Annotated in this window: 22 protein-coding genes; 10 read left to right on the forward strand and 12 right to left on the reverse strand. The window is 70.0% G+C overall.

The window, feature by feature from the left end:
* Positions 1 to 81: 81 nt before the first annotated feature.
* Entirely contained in the window at positions 82 to 537 is a 456-nt protein-coding gene (locus K3554_RS08735; RefSeq protein ID WP_259939269.1) for a helix-turn-helix domain-containing protein, read from the reverse strand.
* Positions 538 to 613: 76 nt separating this feature from the next.
* Here K3554_RS08735 and K3554_RS08740 point away from each other — a divergent pair, with 76 nt between their 5' ends.
* From K3554_RS08740 to K3554_RS08770, 7 genes are read left to right on the forward strand one after another with little or no spacing between them, the layout of a single operon-like run.
* Positions 614 to 1,003, forward strand: a complete 390-nt coding sequence (locus tag K3554_RS08740) for a mercuric transporter MerT family protein (protein ID WP_259939272.1) — start codon at positions 614 to 616, stop codon at positions 1,001 to 1,003.
* A 17-nt stretch (positions 1,004 to 1,020) separates the two neighbouring features.
* Positions 1,021 to 1,317, forward strand: a complete 297-nt coding sequence (locus tag K3554_RS08745) for a heavy-metal-associated domain-containing protein (RefSeq protein WP_259939275.1) — start codon at positions 1,021 to 1,023, stop codon at positions 1,315 to 1,317.
* The gene (gene merF / locus K3554_RS08750) at positions 1,314 to 1,568 is read left to right on the forward strand and encodes a mercury resistance system transport protein MerF (RefSeq protein ID WP_259939278.1); all 255 of its coding nucleotides are present in this window, start codon (positions 1,314 to 1,316) and stop codon (positions 1,566 to 1,568) included. The genes K3554_RS08745 and merF overlap by 4 nt, the downstream gene beginning before the upstream one ends.
* Complete coding sequence (merA, locus tag K3554_RS08755) at positions 1,565 to 2,980, forward strand: mercury(II) reductase (protein WP_259939280.1); 1,416 nt, start codon at positions 1,565 to 1,567, stop codon at positions 2,978 to 2,980. Before merF ends, merA begins: the two co-directional genes overlap by 4 nt.
* Positions 2,981 to 3,011: 31 nt before the next feature.
* Complete coding sequence (locus K3554_RS08760) at positions 3,012 to 3,341, forward strand: YnfA family protein (RefSeq protein WP_259939282.1); 330 nt, start codon at positions 3,012 to 3,014, stop codon at positions 3,339 to 3,341.
* A 58-nt stretch (positions 3,342 to 3,399) separates the two neighbouring features.
* Positions 3,400 to 4,311 (forward strand): NAD(P)/FAD-dependent oxidoreductase, encoded by a 912-nt coding sequence (locus K3554_RS08765; RefSeq protein ID WP_259939284.1) that lies wholly within the window; start codon positions 3,400 to 3,402, stop codon positions 4,309 to 4,311.
* 30 nt (positions 4,312 to 4,341) lie between these two features.
* The gene (locus tag K3554_RS08770) at positions 4,342 to 5,013 is read left to right on the forward strand and encodes a cytochrome c biogenesis protein CcdA (RefSeq protein ID WP_259939286.1); all 672 of its coding nucleotides are present in this window, start codon (positions 4,342 to 4,344) and stop codon (positions 5,011 to 5,013) included.
* Positions 5,014 to 5,092: 79 nt separating this feature from the next.
* Here K3554_RS08770 and K3554_RS08775 read toward each other — a convergent pair whose 3' ends face one another.
* The 9 genes from K3554_RS08775 to K3554_RS08815 all read right to left on the reverse strand — a co-directional run bounded on the left by K3554_RS08775 (position 5,093) and on the right by K3554_RS08815 (position 12,290).
* On the reverse strand, positions 5,093 to 7,372 hold the full coding sequence (locus K3554_RS08775; RefSeq protein WP_259945863.1) for a heavy metal translocating P-type ATPase: 2,280 nt from the start codon (positions 7,370 to 7,372) through the stop codon (positions 5,093 to 5,095).
* Between the two features lie 207 nt (positions 7,373 to 7,579).
* The gene (locus K3554_RS08780) at positions 7,580 to 8,077 is read right to left on the reverse strand and encodes a hypothetical protein (RefSeq protein ID WP_259939288.1); all 498 of its coding nucleotides are present in this window, start codon (positions 8,075 to 8,077) and stop codon (positions 7,580 to 7,582) included.
* Positions 8,078 to 8,131: 54 nt separating this feature from the next.
* Entirely contained in the window at positions 8,132 to 8,410 is a 279-nt protein-coding gene (locus K3554_RS08785; protein ID WP_259939289.1) for a hypothetical protein, read from the reverse strand.
* Between the two features lie 22 nt (positions 8,411 to 8,432).
* The gene (locus K3554_RS08790; protein ID WP_259939291.1) at positions 8,433 to 8,738 is read right to left on the reverse strand and encodes a hypothetical protein; all 306 of its coding nucleotides are present in this window, start codon (positions 8,736 to 8,738) and stop codon (positions 8,433 to 8,435) included.
* Positions 8,735 to 9,247: a cytochrome c gene (locus K3554_RS08795; protein WP_259939293.1), complete on the reverse strand. Its 513-nt coding sequence runs from the start codon at positions 9,245 to 9,247 to the stop codon at positions 8,735 to 8,737. Before K3554_RS08795 ends, K3554_RS08790 begins: the two co-directional genes overlap by 4 nt.
* Positions 9,244 to 9,396: a hypothetical protein gene (locus K3554_RS08800; protein ID WP_259939296.1), complete on the reverse strand. Its 153-nt coding sequence runs from the start codon at positions 9,394 to 9,396 to the stop codon at positions 9,244 to 9,246. The genes K3554_RS08795 and K3554_RS08800 overlap by 4 nt, the downstream gene beginning before the upstream one ends.
* Positions 9,389 to 9,880 carry a DUF411 domain-containing protein gene (locus tag K3554_RS08805; protein WP_259939298.1) on the reverse strand — a complete coding sequence of 164 codons (492 nt, stop codon included), beginning with the start codon at positions 9,878 to 9,880 and terminating at the stop codon, positions 9,389 to 9,391. The genes K3554_RS08800 and K3554_RS08805 overlap by 8 nt, the downstream gene beginning before the upstream one ends.
* A gap of 1 nt (position 9,881) precedes the next feature.
* Positions 9,882 to 10,772, reverse strand: a complete 891-nt coding sequence (locus K3554_RS08810) for an exo-alpha-sialidase (protein ID WP_311200318.1) — start codon at positions 10,770 to 10,772, stop codon at positions 9,882 to 9,884.
* A 1,038-nt stretch (positions 10,773 to 11,810) separates the two neighbouring features.
* A complete protein-coding gene (locus K3554_RS08815; RefSeq protein ID WP_259939303.1) occupies positions 11,811 to 12,290 on the reverse strand; it encodes a cupin domain-containing protein in 480 nt (159 codons plus the stop codon).
* A gap of 87 nt (positions 12,291 to 12,377) precedes the next feature.
* On the opposite strand from K3554_RS08815, the gene K3554_RS08820 reads away from it, so the two are divergent.
* Positions 12,378 to 12,962: a TetR family transcriptional regulator gene (locus tag K3554_RS08820; protein WP_259939308.1), complete on the forward strand. Its 585-nt coding sequence runs from the start codon at positions 12,378 to 12,380 to the stop codon at positions 12,960 to 12,962.
* A 240-nt stretch (positions 12,963 to 13,202) separates the two neighbouring features.
* Here the strand turns inward: K3554_RS08820 and K3554_RS08825 are convergent, their stop codons facing one another.
* Together K3554_RS08825 and K3554_RS08830 are read right to left on the reverse strand one after the other, a co-directional pair.
* A complete protein-coding gene (locus K3554_RS08825; protein WP_259939311.1) occupies positions 13,203 to 13,553 on the reverse strand; it encodes a putative quinol monooxygenase in 351 nt (116 codons plus the stop codon).
* 122 nt (positions 13,554 to 13,675) lie between these two features.
* Positions 13,676 to 14,569 (reverse strand): LysR family transcriptional regulator, encoded by an 894-nt coding sequence (locus tag K3554_RS08830; RefSeq protein ID WP_259939313.1) that lies wholly within the window; start codon positions 14,567 to 14,569, stop codon positions 13,676 to 13,678.
* A gap of 137 nt (positions 14,570 to 14,706) precedes the next feature.
* On the opposite strand from K3554_RS08830, the gene K3554_RS08835 reads away from it, so the two are divergent.
* On the forward strand, positions 14,707 to 15,159 hold the full coding sequence (locus tag K3554_RS08835; RefSeq protein ID WP_259939315.1) for a nuclear transport factor 2 family protein: 453 nt from the start codon (positions 14,707 to 14,709) through the stop codon (positions 15,157 to 15,159).
* 58 nt (positions 15,160 to 15,217) lie between these two features.
* Positions 15,218 to 16,147: a sulfotransferase domain-containing protein gene (locus tag K3554_RS08840; protein ID WP_259939318.1), complete on the forward strand. Its 930-nt coding sequence runs from the start codon at positions 15,218 to 15,220 to the stop codon at positions 16,145 to 16,147.
* The last annotated feature ends 38 nt before the right edge of the window (positions 16,148 to 16,185 follow it).

Below are 16,185 nucleotides of genomic sequence, written 5' to 3' on the forward strand. Positions count from 1 at the left end.
GGGCAGAAGCGTCGTCGTCCGGAATGGGTATGCCTAACGACGTGATCAGCCTGCTCGCTTCTCCAAGCACGTCCGCCGCCTCTACTCCGGCGACGTCTCCCTTAAGCTCGCGGGCCCGCTCCCATCCGACAGCACGTCGAGCAGGGGGCAGGCCGGCGCGGCCGTGCCAGTGCACCGGGCGACGGTGTCGGCCAGCACGGCCTCGATCGCCTGGAGGTCGCGGATCTTGGCGCGGACCGCGTCGAGGTGGTGGCGGCCCATCCGCTCGACCTCGGCGCAGGTGTGGCCGCCCCGGCCGGCGAGCGTCAGCAGGCCGCGGATCTCCTCGAGGGCGAAACCGAGCGCGCGGGCCTGCATGAGGAAGCTCAGGCGCTCGACGTGCTGCGGCCCGTAGCGGCGGTGACCGGCCGGGCTGCGGGGCGGATCGGGCATGAGGCCGACGCCTTCGTAGTAGCGGATGGTCTCGAGGTTGCAGCCCGTGCGTCGGGCCAGATCGGAGCGCCGGAGGTCGCTCGCCGTTCCGTGATCGCGCGCCATGGAAAAGGCCCCTTGATCCTGTAGCTGCTACAGACCCTACGTTGCCCGTCACGACGCCGCAACGAGGGACAGCGCAGTGACCGAACGGACCACCGAAGCCCCCCGCGGGCGGACCGACCCGGGGGGATGGATCGCCACCGGCGCCGGCGTCGCCGGGGCGCTGGCGATGACCTCGTGCTGCATCCTGCCGCTCGCGCTCGTGAGCCTCGGGGTGGGCGGAGTGTTCATCGGCCAGCTCGGCGCGCTCTACGCCTGGAAGTGGGCGACCTTCGCGTTCGCCGCCGCGGCCCTCGGCTACGGGTTCTGGTCCGCTTACCGCCCGGCGTCCGATGCGGCCTGCCGGGACGGGACCTGCGCGCGCCCGTTGGGCCGCACGGCGATGCGCGCGCTCCTCTGGATCGCCACCGCCGTCGTCCTGCTCGCTCTCGCGTTCCCGCTGCTCGCCCCCATCATCCTAAGGTTCTGACCATGAGGCCATCCGCCATGAAAACACTGCTTCCCGCCGCCGCGCTGATCCTGTCGGCGGGCGGCGCCATCGCTGCGGAGGCGACGGCGCGCATCGCCGTCTCGGGACTGACCTGCCCATCCTGCGGCTACGTGGTCGCGACCACGATGCGGCGCATCGAGACGGTCGAGATCGTCGACTTCGCCGAAGGCGCCGGCGGGACCGGCACCTATGTGCTTCGCTACGACGACGGGGCGACCGATCCCGAGGCCATCCTCTCCGCCGTCGCTGGCATCGGATACGCCGCCGCGCTCGTCCCGGAGAGCGGCTCGTGAGCGCGCCGGCTCCGCACTCCGCCGAGAAGGACGATCACTTCGGTCTGCTCAAGCTGGGCATCGTCGGAACGGTCATCGTGGCGCTGTGCTGTTTCACGCCGGTGCTCGTCGTCCTCTTCGGGGTGGTGGGCCTGTCCGCCTGGCTCGGCTGGCTCGACTACGTGCTCCTGCCGGCCTTGGGGGTGTTCATCGCCATCACCCTCTACGCGCTCTGGCGCCGCAACAGATCCCACACGGAGGGCACCTCATGAGAGACGCACACACCCCAGAACCCGGCCGCTATGACCTCGCCGTGATCGGCGCCGGATCGGCGGGCTTCTCGGCGGCGATCACCGCGGCCGAGGCCGGCGCGCGGGTCGCGCTGATCGGGGCCGGCACGCTGGGCGGCACCTGCGTGAACGTCGGCTGCGTGCCCTCGAAGGCGCTGATCCGTGCCGTGGAGAGTCTGCACCATGCCCGCACGGCGGGCCGCTTCGGCGGGATCGAGGCCGGCGGCCGCATCGTGGACTGGGCCGCCACGGTGGACCGCAAGCAGGCGCTGGTCGAGGAGCTGCGCGCCGCGAAGTATGCGGGCGTGCTGCCGCGCCACGAGGGCATCCACTACGTCGAAGCGCATGCCCGGTTCGGCGAGGGCGGACGCCTCGAGGTGGACGGCGTGCCCTTCGCTGTCGGCAAGGTGATCCTCGCCACCGGCTCGCGCCCGCACGTGCCCGCCCTTCCGGGGCTGGACGCCGTGGGCGCGCTCGACAGCACGGCGGCGCTGGAGCTGCGCGCGCTGCCCGCTTCCATGCTGGTGATGGGCGCAGGCTACATCGGTGTGGAGCTGGCGCAGATCTTCGCCCGCGCCGGGGTAGAGGTCACGCTGGTCAGCCGCCGGGGCGTGCTGCCGGAAGCGGAGCCCGAGGTAGCCGCGGCGCTGGAGCGGTATCTCGCAGAGGACGGTATCCGCCTCGTGCGCGCGACCGGCTACGAGCGGGCCGCCCGGGACGGCGGGGGCGTCGCCCTGCACCTCGCCGGCGGCGACGTGCTGCGCGCCGAGCGGCTGCTACTGGCCACGGGGCGCGTGCCGAACTCGGACGGCTTGAACCTCGAGGCCGCCGGTATTGCGGTGGAGGCGAACGGCGGCATCGCGGTCGACGCCCACATGCGCACCGCCAACCCGCAGGTCTGGGCTGCGGGCGACGTCACGGGGCGCGACCCCTTCGTCTACATGGCCGCCTACGGTGCCAAACTTGCGGCCCGCAACGCGGTGTCGGGCGAGACGCGGCGCTACGACAACCGCGCGATGCCGTGGGTGGTGTTCTCGGACCCGCAGGCGGCGGGCGTCGGGATGAGCGAGCGCGAGGCCCGTGCCGCCGGGCACGAAGTGGTCACCTCGGTCCTGCCTCTCGACGCGGTGCCCCGGGCACTGGCCGCGCGAGACACAAGGGGCCTCGTCAAGCTGGTGGCCGACGCGGGGACCAAGCGCCTGCTCGGCGCGCAGATCCTCGCACCAGAGGGCGCCGACAGCATCCAGACCGCCGCGATGGCCCTGCGGGCGGGCATGACCTACGAGGAACTCGGCGAGACCATCATGCCCTACCTCACCACGGTCGAGGCGCTGAAGCTTGCCGCCCAGACCTTCGAGCGGGACGTCGCCTCGCTGTCCTGCTGCGCGGGGTAGCAAACCCGGATGCGTAGATCATGGAACAGATATGCTGACCCTCGCCATCTACGTCGGTGCCGCTCTCGCGGAGATCGCCGGGTGCTTCGCCTTCTGGGCCTGGTATCGGCTCGACGCGCCGTTCTGGTGGATCGGGCTTGGCCTGGCTTCGCTGGCGGTCTTCGCCTTCCTGTTGACGCTTATCGACAGCAACGCTGCTGGTCGGGCGTATGCAGCTTACGGCGGGATCTACATCGCGACCTCGCTGTCTTGGCTTTGGGTCATCGAAGGAATCAGGCCGGATCGCTGGGATCTGATCGGCGCCGGTTTCTGTCTTCTGGGTGCCGGGATCATCATCGCAGGCCCCCGGGCCCCGATCTGACCTCGTCCCGCCACGAACATCGTAGTCAAATAGGTAGAAGAGCATGCTCGACCTTGTCGTGATCGGCGCCGGCATGGCCGGCATCAACGCTGCGAAGAAATGCGCTCGCGCCGGCTGGTCGGTCGCGATCGTGGACGCGCTGCCCTACGGGGGCACCTGCGCCCTACGTGGCTGCGACCCGAAGAAGATGCTGCGCGCCGGCGCCGAGGCCGTCGAGGCCGCCCGTCGCATGGACGGCCGTGGTGTCGCGGGCGACGCCCGGATCGACTGGTCTGCGCTGATGGCGCACAAGCGGACCTTTACGGATCCGGTGCCCGGGAGCATGGAGGCGGGCCTGCGGGACGCGGGCGTGCAAACCTTGCACGGCCAAGCCCGGTTCACGGGCGAGGACCGGATGGAGATCGAGGGGCACGGCCCGTTCCGCTTCCGCCACGCCCTGATCGCCGCCGGCGCCAAGGCGCGTCCGCTGGACATTTCCGGCGCGGAGCGGATCGTCGACAGCACCGGCTTCCTCGAGCTCGCGGCGCTTCCGCGCAGCATCGTGTTCGCGGGGGGCGGCTACATCTCGTTCGAGTTCGCCCACATCGCCGCGCGCGCCGGCGCCGAAGTGACAATCCTGGACCGCGGGGCACGGCCCCTGAAGGCGTTCGATCCCGATCTCGTGGACATGCTGATCGAGCGAAGTCGCGCGGCGGGGATCGCGTTCGTGCCGGAGGCGTCACTCCAACGAGTGGAGGCGGCCGGCGATGGTGGCAGCCGCGTGCTTTACGAGACGGGTGGCGAGCCCCATGCGATCGACGCCGATCTCGTGGTTCACGGCGCGGGACGGGTGCCGGCGATCGACGACCTCGACCTCGCCGCCGGGGGCATCGAGCGCGAACCGGGTGGGGTGACGGTCGAGCCGTGGCTCCAGTCGACGTCGAACCCGCGCGTCTTCGCGGCGGGGGATGCGGCCGCCTCGCGGCGATAGATGCCGTCCGATCCGGAGGTGTAGGGAGGAATGATGGATCTCGCTGGCGGAAGCCTTCTGCTCGCCGCGGGTCTCGGGCTGCTCGGCTTCGTCGAGCCGTGCACGATCGGGGCGCACATGCTGTTCCTCGCCGGACAGAAGACCCGCTCCACGGCGCAGCGCCTCCGGGCGGTCACGGCGTTCCTCGCAGCGCGGCTACTGGTGATGGGTGGTTTCGGTGGGCTGATCGTCCTCCTCGGGCAGGCGTTGATCGGCGTTCAGACCGGAATGTGGCTCGTCTTCGGCGCGCTCTACATCGGCATCGGAGCGGCGATTCTGCTCGGCGGCGACCATATGCTCCGGCGGCGCATCGGGCTCGCGCCAAAGCGCTGGCGGCTCGCCTCCGATCCGATCGTGCAGGGGCTGGCCTTCGGACTGAACATCCCGGCCTGCGCGGCCCCGATCCTCTTCGGGCTGATCGGGGCCGCCAGCGTCGGCGCCTCACCGGTGTCGGGCTTCGTGTTGATGTCGGTCTTCGCGCTCACCCTGTCGGCGCCCCTCCTTCCCCTGTCGGTTGCACCACGCCTCGCTGCTCCGTTCGACGGGCTGGCGGACTGGCTGCGTCCGCGTCGCTGGCTCCTGGGACTGATCTTCGTCGGTCTGGGCCTGTGGTCGGCGTGGTTCGGGTTGTTCATAGACCCGGTCGACTGGAGCGGTGGGTAGACCCCCGGTCCCGCGGATCGACGGGCCGCGCCCCGTGGGGCGCGGCGCTGAGCGGTGAGAGGGGACGCCGCGGACGTCTTCAACTTTCGTCGGATCTGAACCCGACGCGCGCTGCTCGTAGCCTGAGGGCGTTCCCGATCACCGAGACGGAGGACAGGCTCATCGCCGCCGCGGCGAAGATCGGCGAGAGCATCACCCCGGTGAACGGGTAGAGGACGCCCGCCGCGACCGGCACGCCGAGTCCGTTGTAGAGGAAGGCGAAGAACAGGTTCTGCTTGATGTTGCGGACCGTCGCCCGGCTCAGGCGACGGGCCGTCACCAGCGCCATCAGGTCGCCGCGCACGAGGGTCACGCCCGCGCTCTCGACGGCGACGTCGGCTCCGGTGCCCATGGCGATCCCCACGTCGGCGGCCGCGAGGGCAGGTGCGTCGTTCACCCCGTCGCCCGCCATCGCCACGGTGCGGCCCTCGGACTGCAAGCGGCGGACCGCCTCCTGCTTGTCGGCGGGAAGCACCTCGGCGATCACCTCGTCGATACCGAGATCGGCGGCCACGGCGCGCGCCGTGACCTCGTTGTCGCCCGTGAGCATGACGATCCGCAGGTCCTCCCGGTGCAGCGCCGCGATGGCCGCGGGCGTCGTCTCCTTGATGCGGTCGGCCACCGCGACGAGGCCGGCGGCCCGCCCGTCGACGGCGACGAGGATCGCGGTCTGGCCCTTCCGGCGCGCCGCGTCGGCCCGCTCCGAGAGCGCGGACGCATCGGCGCCCGCCACCTCCATCATCGCGCGGTTCCCGGCCGCGACGGCGCGTCCCGCGACGCGGCCCGAGATGCCCTTGCCGGTGGTGCTGTCGAAGGCCTCAACCCCGGGCACGGCGACGCCCCGCGCCTCGGCGCCCTCGACGATCGCGCGGGCGAGAGGATGCTCGGACTGCGCCTCGAGGGCCGCGACGAGGCCGAGCAGCTCCTCCTCGGGCATGTCCGTGGCGACGACTTCGACGAGGGTGGGGCGGCCTTCGGTCAGCGTCCCGGTCTTGTCCACGACCAGCGTGTCGACGGCGGCGAAGCGCTCCAGCGCCCCGGCGTTCTTGATCAGCACGCCATGGCCCGCGCCCTTGCCGACGCCGACCATGATCGACATCGGCGTGGCGAGGCCGAGCGCGCAGGGGCAGGCGATGATGAGCACGGTGACCGCCGAGACCAGCGCGAAAGCCATCGCCGGATCGGGGCCGAAGAGGCTCCAGACCACGAATGCCAGGATGGCGACGCCGATCACGGCCGGCACGAAGTATCCCGACACCTTGTCGGCGAGCTTCTGGATCGGCGCCTGGCTGCGCTGCGCCTCGGCGACCATGGCGACGATCCGGTTGAGCATCGTCTCGGCGCCGACCCTCTCGGCGCGCATCACGAAGCTGCCGGTCTGGTTGAGCGCGCCGCCGGTGACCGGGTCGCCCTCCGCCTTCTCGACCGGGATCGGCTCGCCCGTGATCATGCTCTCGTCGACCGTGGACCGGCCCTCGACCACGGTGCCGTCCACCGGAACGCCCTCGCCGGGCCGCACGCGCAGGCAGTCGCCGGAGCGGACCATGTCGAGGGGCACGTCGCGCTCGCCCGCCTCGTCGACCAGCCGCGCCGTCTTGGGCGCCAGGTCGAGGAGCGCGCGGATCGCGCCGCTCGTCTGCTCTCGGGCGCGCAGCTCCAGAAGCTGGCCCAGCAGCACCAGCGTCACGATCACCGCGGCCGCCTCGAAGTAGACGCCGACCTCGCCTTCCGGCCCGCGGAACTGCGGCGGGAAGAGGCCGGGCGCGACGGTGGCCACGACCGAGTAGACGTAGGCCACGCCAACGCCGAGCGCGATCAGCGTGAACATGTTGAAGTTGCGGCTCCGCATCGAGGCCCAGCCGCGCTCGAAGAAGGGCAGGGCGCACCAGAGCACCACCGGGGTCGCGAGAAGCAGCTCGATCCAGTCGAGCCAGGGGGCGGAAATGATCGCGAAGGCCTTCGGCGCGAAGTGCCGGCCCATGGCGACGATCGCCAGCGGCACGGTCAGCGCCGCGCCCACGACGAAGCGGCGGCGGAAGTCGAGGTATTCTTCGCTCGGGCCTTCCGTCATCGGAATGCCCTTCGGCTCCAGCGCCATGCCGCAGATCGGACAGGTGCCCGGCCCGACCTGCTCGATCTCGGGGTGCATCGGGCAGGTGTAGATCTCGTCCGCGCGTTCGGGGGGCGCGGCCTTCAGCGCCGGGTCGAGGAAGACCTCCGGTCTGGTCTCGAACGTCTCGCGGCATCCCGCCGAGCAGAAGTAGAACGTCTCACCTCCGTGCTCGGCGACGTGCCGTGCGGTCTCGACCTCGACGGACATGCCGCAAACCGGATCGGTCGCGGTCCGATCTGCGGGCAGGGCGTGGCCCTCCTGGTGCTGGTGATCCATCTTCAGTCTCCGGTTGTTAGGCTTCCAGCCGGAAGCCGCATTTCGGATGCGCGCACGTCCGGCGTTCGGTTCACGCTCGCGGGTCGAGCGGCCGGCATGCGGGCCGTTCGTCCTGCGAGCGATGGCGGATCGCGCTCATCAAGCACGGGCGATCCTTCGGAAGGGTGATTGCGACGTCGCCGCCCAATAGGCCGCCACAGGCACGACGAACCATTGCAGGAAAGGGGTCAGCCCGGCGTCGATGACCGGGATCACCGGCATGATGTCGCGATAGGCCCATGCCTCGCGCACCGAGATGTTCAGCCATTCGCTGAAGATCGTGTAGCCCACGCCCATGAGCACCGCGGCGAGGAGGACCGGACTCGAGGTCCGGCGCGGCCAGTCCGCATCTCCGAACCCGAAGAGCGCAAGGAGAAGCGCGCTGAAGGCGATCATGAGGTCGCCGCCCGTGCAGTGCACGACCGCGAACGCGATCTCGCCGGCGCTTCCGTCGGTCCAGATCGTGTAGAGCGGAATGTGCGCGATCTCCCACAGCAGATGGCCGGCGAGTGAGAACGCGAAGTAGCGTCGCAAGACGGCGAGCCAGTCGGGATGTGACGACGTAGCGCGGCGGGAAGGGAATGGGTCCGAAGTCATCGCTCCGTTCTTTCGTTCGATCCGCCCGGGCCTGAGCCCGGGCGGGTTCTCGGTTCAGCCCTCGTCGGCCTGCTCGCGATGCTCCTGCATGTGGGCTTCCATGGAGTTCATCATCTCCATGCAGGCCTTCATGTGGTTCATCATCATCGGCATCATGCCTTCCATGCCTTCCATGCCTTCCATTCCGGCCATGGAGCCCATGCCGGCCATGCCGCCGTCCATGTGACCGCCCTCCTTCGCCTCGCCCGTGGCGGGGGTGTCCTGCGCGTGGGCGGCGGGGGTCAGGGCGAGGGCGAGGACGGCAGCGCCGGCCAGCTTCGAGATCGTCGTCATGTCGTATCCTTTCGGGTGGGGTTCATTCGGTGGGAATGCCCGGCTTGGCTGCCGGATCGTTCTTGCTGGCGCAGGCGGAAGATCCCCCGCGCATGCACAGCCCCGCCGCGCACATCGCGGCGCAGGGGGCCAAGCTCAGGATCAGGGGGGCGGCGCCGATCGCGGTCAGCCACCCCCAGTTCAGGGCCATGCCGCCGCCGATCACGGCGAGGGCGACCAGAAGCCAGTTGCGTCGGCTCAGCTTCGGGAACCGGCGATCGGTAGCGACTTCGATTGCGCTGTGCCGTGCGATCTGCGTGCTGCGGGACAAAGGCTCCTGCACGCTCATCGCGCGTCCTCGGTGCGTGCGGAGACGTCGGCTTGGAAGGTGCGCTCCCGGTCGGACCAGCTCGTCTTGATGTAGGCCAGCACGGCCGTGATCTCGTCGTCGGAGAGCAGTCCCTCGAACGCGGGCATGTCGCTCTCGTAGCCCGGCACCACCCCGCCTACGCCGAGTTTGGTGATCCGAAAGAGATCCCGGTCGGCGTGGTGCCAAGTGTGGCCGGTGCCGTCGTGCGGGGGGGCGGGCATGCGCCCGTTCTCCATCCGCCGGCGCCAGTCGGGTTGGCCTTCGAGCTCCACGCCATGACACGCTGCACAACTTTCGGCGTAGACCGCGGCACCGAGCTCGATCATGCCCAGCGTGACGGGCCGCCCGAGCACGGCAAGGTCCGCGGCCTCCTCCGCGCCTTCTGACGCGCCGCCCGTGGCATCTCGTGTGGTGCCCTGCGCCATCGCCGCAAGTGCGGCGACGGCGAGCGATCCGGCAGCGACCGCGAGTTTCGGCCCCCGTCTCATCGCGTGGTCCTCAGGAACCGGACCAAGGCGAGCAGGCTCAGCACGACGAGCGCGAGCACGAGCACGAAGACCAACCCGGCCCCGACCATCATGGTGCCCATCATCGGGCTTCCCATCATCGACGTCATCGCATCCCAGCAATCACTCATCGGAGAACTCCGTGACGCCGGCGTCCGAGAAGCCGTAGATCTTCAGGGTGCCGCTCTTGCCGGCCATGCCGGGGGCGTTCATCGGCATACCCGGCAGGGTGATGCCCGCGATGTCGGGACGCTCTGAGGTCAGACGCGCGACGATGTCGGCCGGGACCAACCCGCTGACGTAGTAGCCGTCGACTTCGGCCAGATGGCATCCGAGGCCCCCCTCGGGCACACCGACCGCAATCGAACGCTTGTCGAAATCGACATCGTCGATCCGGGTCACGCGATAGCCGTTCTCTTCCATGTAGTCGGCATAGGCGTCGCAGCAGCCGCAGTTGGGATCGCGCCAGATCGTCATTTGCCGGTCCGCGGGCAGGGCGGCTTCGCTCGGGGCCTTCGCCGCGTCGCGGGGGTCCGCAGTCGTGAGGGTGGCAAAGCCGATGGCGGAAGCGGCGACCAGAACGACGGCGACGCCGGAGAAGATGGTGCGTTTCATGTCAGGTATCCTTTTTCAGGTCGAAGGGCGTCCACGTGTGTCCACCGTCCTGCGAGGCGCGAAGCCCGGCGGGTCCGGCCGTCAGCACGTGCTGCGGATCGGTGGGATCGACGGCGAGGGTGTCAGCAGGCTCGGGGCTCACGTGCTCCCAGTTCACTCCCGCATCCGCTGACCACCACAATCCGGATGGCAGCGCCGCGTAGAGGCGTCCGGGATCGTCGGGGGCGAGCGCGAGAATCCGCACGGGCTCACCTTCGGGAAGTGCGGCGGGCGGCGGCGGGGCATTTCCAGCGACGAGGGCGTCCATCGCATCGCCCGCCGCGACGTCCTGCCATCGGCAGAAGCAGTCGGGCACACGGGTCAGTCCGGCATCGGTTCCGGCGTAGAGCCAGATGCCTCCCATCCCGGTCTCGCTCGCAACGGAGACGAGGGAGAGCACGTCACGCTCCGCACCGTCGAGGTAGGGGCGGTCCATGACGAACGCCCAGGTCGCGCCTGCGTCTTCGCTGCGCCACACACCATCTCCGTCGAGTGCGGCATAGACGGTGTCCGGGGTCCTGGCGCCCACCGCGAGCGAGCGGATGGCCGCATGGGGCAAGCCCGCGCCGACGCGTGTCCAACTCGAGCCTCCATCCAGACTTCGGTGTAACGTGCCGTCCTCGTGCCCGGCGAAGAGCGTGCCGGGCCGACCGGGATGCGCCGCGAGAGCAGAGGGCGGCTCGACACCCCCAAGGGTGATCCAGGCGGCGCCCTCCCGGCGAAGCAACCCGCGCGGGGACGCGGCCAGGGCGGAGGAGCCGTCGAAGGCGAGAGCGGTGACGGGATCGATCGTGTCTGCCGCGACCGGCCGGGCAAGGGTGGGGATGGCAAGCGTGGCGCCCAGTGCGGCCAAGCCGACGGACAGGACGCGGCGACGCGAAGGCGCGCGTGCCGGAAGAGTAGCCATGAGGAGATTCCTGAGAGGAGAGGGTCCGTTCGACGCCGGCCCGTCGCGATGCGACGGACATGGCAGTGCCGGGCCGTCACCTACGCGGTGCGGCCGATCAGCTCAGGAAGGTGGTTCGTGGGGGGGCAGGATCGAATCCCGGACGCCGTGCCTGGAAGGTGGCATGGGCCGGTCGATCGATGAGGGTGGCAGCAAGCGACCGCGGAGAGGGCTCCGCGGAGCCAACTGCGATCAGCATGGGCGCTGTGCAATCGAATGTGCACACGACCTCTTCGGCCGCGCCTGCTTCGCACGCAGGGCACGGGGCGTCCGCCTGCAAGGCGACGGCGTCGGACGTCATCTCGATCGACATCCGGGCGCTCGCGGCATCATGCATCAAAACGCCGCCCAAAAGGACGAGCGAGAGACACAGAGAAGCGAGGCGGACCCAGAGGCGCATGCGGACGATGTAGGAACGGCCTGGCCGCCTGTCCACCAGTCGAGCGGAAAATTGGATAAGCTTCCCGAGACCGCGCATCCGAACGGGTGCGATCTGGAAGCTGCGCCCGAACCGTCCATCACCCATACTGGGACCAACCCATGCGCGGAGGGCAGTGCGCCGCGAAGCGCATGAATGACGGTTGGTGGCTGCCCCGGCATTCCTGGTGAGATGTGTCCGCCTTTGCCGCATCGGTAGCATAAGCGTGCGGCGGGCAACTCTTGGGCTTGGTGCATCATTCCTGACTTTCGCAACACTTCGCCCCGTGAGCGCGATCAGGGGCTTAGCTGTTGCATATGTCCGGTGCGGCGTGCCCGCGGCACAATACGTTGGTGAATGGCGCTCATACGACTCTGGTTATGAGCACGGTCAGTTAACAGCAAAGATCCGCGAGACAGTCACTTTGGGGGCAAGCAGCGGGGCAGGACACCCTCGCGCTGATGCGCGAGGATGCCTGCCGCTATTCGAGGAACATTGTCTTACTCTGGCTGCGAGCGCCGGGCCGGTCAGGCTTCCGCCGGGGCCGGGATGCTCATGCCCCACTTCCTGGCGGTCTGCACCACGTGGGCGACATCCGGGGGCCCGTCCATGGGCGCGGGCTGGGTCCGGTCGTCATGGATGGGCTTGCCGAGCTCGGTGAAGAAGCCCTCGTGCATCTGCCCGGGGGCATTCACGATCATCACGCGTGCGGGGGCCGAGCCGGTCGCCGTGAAGGCGTGAACCGCACCGTCAGGGATCCGGACGCTGTCGCCGGCCGTGGCGTGGATGGTCTCACCCGCCACCATGAACTCCACCTCGCCGTCGATGACGAAGAAGGTCTCGGTCTCGCCGGCATGGTGGTTGGGCGGTGCCCCCAGTCCCGGGGGCACGACACATTCGACCATGCAGTATTTGTCCGCAACTTCGCCCGGGAAGGCATGGAAGGTCATCAGGATGCCCAGCGTCTCATAGCGGCGGGGCCCCGCGGAGGTATCTTGTCCGGTCACAGGTCTCTCCTTGAACCAACGTGGAATGCAGCTCATGATACACAGGTCTCTTTATGAGACAATAGTCTCCTGAATGGAGGGGCCCGCTTGTCCTTCGAACGCCACGCGCAGAAGTCGCGCACCCGGAACGCTCTTCTGGCAGCCGCGCGACGGCTGCTCTCCGAGCAGGCTACGCTGACGATCCCGGCCGCCGCGGAGGCGGCGGGCATTTCGCGCGCGACCGCCTACCGGTATTTCTCCGACCCCTCGGTGCTGGCCGCGGAGGCCGGCCTCGATGTCAGCACGAAGCCCTACGAGGAGATCGTGCAGGGCTGCGCGGACGCCCGGGAGCGGGTCTTGGCGGTGGCCCTATTTTTCTTCGACCAGTCGATCGAGCATGAGGCCGAGTTTCGGGCGTTCCTCTCCCGGTGGCTCGATAGCTGGCGTGCGGACGGCTCTGGACCGACGCGCGGCGGGCGGCGCGTCGCGATGTTCCGCACGGCACTTGAGGACGAGCGGACCAGGATCGGCGACGCGGCGCTCGAGCGGCTCGTTCACGAGTTGTCCGCGGCGACCGGGACCGAGGCGATGATCGCCCTGCTCGACGTCGCCGGCGCGGATCGCGTGGCCGCTCGGGCTACGGTCGCACATATGGCCAGCGTGCTGGTCAGCAGCACGCTGCAGGAGCCGTAGTGTGAGGGCTCGCATGATACACGATCCACCCGGGCCGGCCTAAGGGCACATGATGGCAGGAAACCGAGGGCGGTGACGGGTCTGTCGAAGCCCGAGCTCGACGCCGTGCGCGGCGCGGTGGCTGTCGAGTTGCTGCCGGAGGCGCCCTCGTAGACGAGGTGGCCCCCAGCAGACGCTTCTACATCACCCGGTGGGGCACTGACCGTGCCGCACCGTGCGGCGCATGCATCGACCGCCGCGTCAGTCCGCGGCCTCGACGATGGTGACCTCGGGCGGCGCGGCGACGCCGGCGTCGCCCATGGCGGCGCGCAGGGTCTCGGAGCCGAGGAAGGCATCGGCCGCGTCCACCGAGGCGAAGCGGTGCACCACCACCACGCGGTTCGGATCGGCGGGGTCGCGGAACACCTCGGCGCCGGTGACGCCGCCGGCGACCTGCTCGTCGCGGAAGTCGTCGTAGACGCCGCGCCAGCGGGCGTAGTCCTCGACTGGGTGGCTGATGATCGCGAGCACCGGGGCCGCGGCGTCGGCGGCGGCGAGGCCGGGCAGGGCGAGGGCGGTGCCGAGGGCGAGGGTGGGCAGGATGCGAGTCATGGTCGTCTCCTTCGGGTCGTGGCGGGCCACGCTGGCCTGCCGGTGCCCCCAGCCTGCCGCGGGGCCGGCGCGTCCGGTATCGCGCGCGGCGCCGAGCGGTTCTGCGTCGCTGCACGACGCAGCTACAGAGGCTCCCAGAGGTCGCTGTGGGGGAAGTTGTCGCCCACGAAGCGCATGAAGGCCCGCACCCGCGCCTGCGCGTAGGCTTCGCGCGAGGCGACGATCCAAAGCGTGTGGACCAGCGCCTCGTGACGGAAGCATGGCACGAGGTCCGGATTGGTATCGCCCGACACGCACGGCAGCAGGCCGAGGTAGCTGCCCGAGCGCAGCGACCCGGCCATGCCTTCCACAGAGTTCACCCGGAACGCCACATCCTCCGCCGGAACCGTCTCGTCGAGCCAGCGCACGGCCGCGATCTTGTCGGTGAGGCCGCGGTCATAGAGGAGGAACGGATGGCCCGCCGCCTCCTCGATCGAGCGCGGCGCGCCCCGGGCGCGATGGTAGGCGCGGTTGCAGTAGACGCCCCAGGGAATGCGCGCGAGCTTGCGCGCCACCAGCGTGTCGCCCTCCACCGCGTCGGTGGCGCGGAAGGCCACGTCGGCCTCGCCCGCCTCCAGGTCCACGCGCCCCTTGCTCACGTCCACCTCGAACTCCACGTCCGGAAACTTTTTGCGGAAGCGCGCGAGCACTGGAAAGCCCCACTGGTTCATGGCCTCGCCCGCCCCGGTGATGCGGATCAAACCCGCCACGTCGCGCGCCAGCCGCTCGGCGCGCACGGCGAGGGTCTCGGCGGTGGCCTGCATCTGCCCGGCGAGGTCGAGCAGCGCGCTGCCCTGCGGGGTGAGCTGGTAGCCGCGGGTGTCGCGCTCGAAGAGGGTGAGCCTTAAGGCCTGCTCCAGCGCCTGCACCCGGCGACCCACGGTGGTCTGGTTGAGGCCGAGCTTGCGCGACGCGGCGAGAGTCGATCCCTCGGCAGCCACCGCCAGGAACAGGCGAATGTCATTCCAGTCGAACACCTCGGCAGGTCCCCCCGACCCTTCTGCATTCCTGCATAACGGCTCGTCGCTGCGCTGGCTACGCCGGCGTGACGGGACGGGCGAGGCTGGAGGCAGGACCCGCGCGGTGCGGGCCGCCCGACCCGAAAGGACCCGCCATGACCCGCTTCGCCCTCGCCGCCGCCGCTGCCTTCATGCTGCTTCCGCCCGTCCCCGCCGCGGCTGACGCCCACGTCGACCCCGCCGTGCAGGCCGTGATCGACGCCTTCGACATCGCGATCCGGGGCGACGACACCGCTCTCGCCCCGGTCTTCGCCGAGGACGGCGTGATGATGCCCGCCTCGGGAGGCCGCTTCGAGGGGCATGCGGAGATCGCCGCTTGGCTGGCCGAGTTTCCGGACATGACCGCCTTCGACGTGGAGGTGGACGAGGTGATGACGCTCGGCGACGGCTTCGAGACCGTGATCGGCACCTACACCGTCACCTTGCCCGAGGAGATGGGCGGCGCCACGCTTCCCGGCGAATACGTCTCGATCGGCCGCCGCGAGGGCGACGCCATGCGCGTGGTCCGCCACGTCGCCTTCCCGCCGCGGATGACGATGGGTCAGTGAGCCCGCCTGCCGCCCCGCCCGCGCGGCGGGGCGCCCGCCCCCTCCGAGGAGACCCGCCATGAGCACCGAAACCGCCGAAGCCCACGCCGAGCCCGCATGGCCGCGCAAGACGCGCGAGATGCACAACCACCACATGGACAGCACGATCTGGAACGACCTCGCGTTCCGCGAGGGCGACATCGTGATCGCCACCTACGCCAAGTCGGGCACGACCTGGATGCAGCAGATCGTCTCCCAGCTCCTGTTCGACGGCCCCGAGGACCTGCCGGTGGCCGAGATGTCGCCCTGGCTCGACCTGCGGGTGCCGCCCAAGGCGGTGAAGCTGCCGGAGGTCGAGGCCCAGACCCATCGCCGCTTCCTGAAGACCCACCTGCCGGTCGACGCGCTCGTGTTCTCACCCGAGGCCCGCTACGTCTACGTCGGCCGCGACGGGCGCGACGTGATGTGGTCGATGCACAACCACCACCTTCACGCCAACGCCGCCTGGTATGACGCGCTCAACAACACGCCCGGCCGCGTCGGCCCGCCCATCGGGCCGCCCCCCGAGGATCCGGTCGAATACTTCCGCCACTGGCTTGAGGCGAACGGCGATCCGCTCTGGCCGTTCTGGGAGAACGTGCGCTCCTGGTGGGCGATCCGCGCCCTGCCCAACGTGCGGTTGGTGCACTTCGCCGACCTCAAGCGCGACCTCGAGGGCGAGATGCGCGGCATCGCCGGCTTCCTCGGGATCGAGCCCGACCCGGCGGCTTGGCCGCGAATGCTCGAGCACTGCTCGTTCGAATGGATGAAGCGCAACGCCGCCGCCTCGGTGCCGCTCGGCGGCGCGTTCTGGGAAGGCGGTGCGCAGCGGTTCATCCACCGCGGCACCAACGGCCGCTGGCAAGGTGTGCTGCCCGACGAGCTATCCCAGGGCTACGAAGCGCGCGCCGTGGCGGAACTGGGCGCGGAGGCCGCCGACTGGCTGCGCGCGGGGCACGGGGCGCGGTGACGGTCCCAGGGCGTCCTCCAGCATGGCGCCTGCCGGAA

The organism is Jannaschia sp. W003, from assembly GCF_025144335.1.
Classification (GTDB): domain Bacteria; phylum Pseudomonadota; class Alphaproteobacteria; order Rhodobacterales; family Rhodobacteraceae; genus Jannaschia.

Excerpts from the sequence above, each read along its gene's own strand:
- K3554_RS08825 (WP_259939311.1), bottom strand. The coding sequence starts at position 13,553 with ATGACTCGCATCCTGCCCACCCTCGCCCTCGGCACCGCCCTCGCCCTG.
- K3554_RS08800 (WP_259939296.1), bottom strand. The coding sequence starts at position 9,396 with ATGAGTGATTGCTGGGATGCGATGACGTCGATGATGGGAAGCCCGATG.
- K3554_RS08840 (WP_259939318.1), top strand. The coding sequence starts at position 15,218 with ATGAGCACCGAAACCGCCGAAGCCCACGCCGAGCCCGCATGGCCGCGC.
- K3554_RS08745 (WP_259939275.1), top strand. The coding sequence starts at position 1,021 with ATGAAAACACTGCTTCCCGCCGCCGCGCTGATCCTGTCGGCGGGCGGC.
- K3554_RS08805 (WP_259939298.1), bottom strand. The coding sequence starts at position 9,880 with ATGAAACGCACCATCTTCTCCGGCGTCGCCGTCGTTCTGGTCGCCGCT.
- K3554_RS08735 (WP_259939269.1), bottom strand. The coding sequence starts at position 537 with ATGGCGCGCGATCACGGAACGGCGAGCGACCTCCGGCGCTCCGATCTG.
- merA (WP_259939280.1), top strand. The coding sequence starts at position 1,565 with ATGAGAGACGCACACACCCCAGAACCCGGCCGCTATGACCTCGCCGTG.
- K3554_RS08835 (WP_259939315.1), top strand. The coding sequence starts at position 14,707 with ATGACCCGCTTCGCCCTCGCCGCCGCCGCTGCCTTCATGCTGCTTCCG.
- K3554_RS08780 (WP_259939288.1), bottom strand. The coding sequence starts at position 8,077 with ATGACTTCGGACCCATTCCCTTCCCGCCGCGCTACGTCGTCACATCCC.
- K3554_RS08760 (WP_259939282.1), top strand. The coding sequence starts at position 3,012 with ATGCTGACCCTCGCCATCTACGTCGGTGCCGCTCTCGCGGAGATCGCC.
- K3554_RS08770 (WP_259939286.1), top strand. The coding sequence starts at position 4,342 with ATGATGGATCTCGCTGGCGGAAGCCTTCTGCTCGCCGCGGGTCTCGGG.
- K3554_RS08785 (WP_259939289.1), bottom strand. The coding sequence starts at position 8,410 with ATGACGACGATCTCGAAGCTGGCCGGCGCTGCCGTCCTCGCCCTCGCC.
- K3554_RS08775 (WP_259945863.1), bottom strand. The coding sequence starts at position 7,372 with ATGTCCGTCGAGGTCGAGACCGCACGGCACGTCGCCGAGCACGGAGGT.
- K3554_RS08790 (WP_259939291.1), bottom strand. The coding sequence starts at position 8,738 with ATGAGCGTGCAGGAGCCTTTGTCCCGCAGCACGCAGATCGCACGGCAC.
- K3554_RS08795 (WP_259939293.1), bottom strand. The coding sequence starts at position 9,247 with ATGAGACGGGGGCCGAAACTCGCGGTCGCTGCCGGATCGCTCGCCGTC.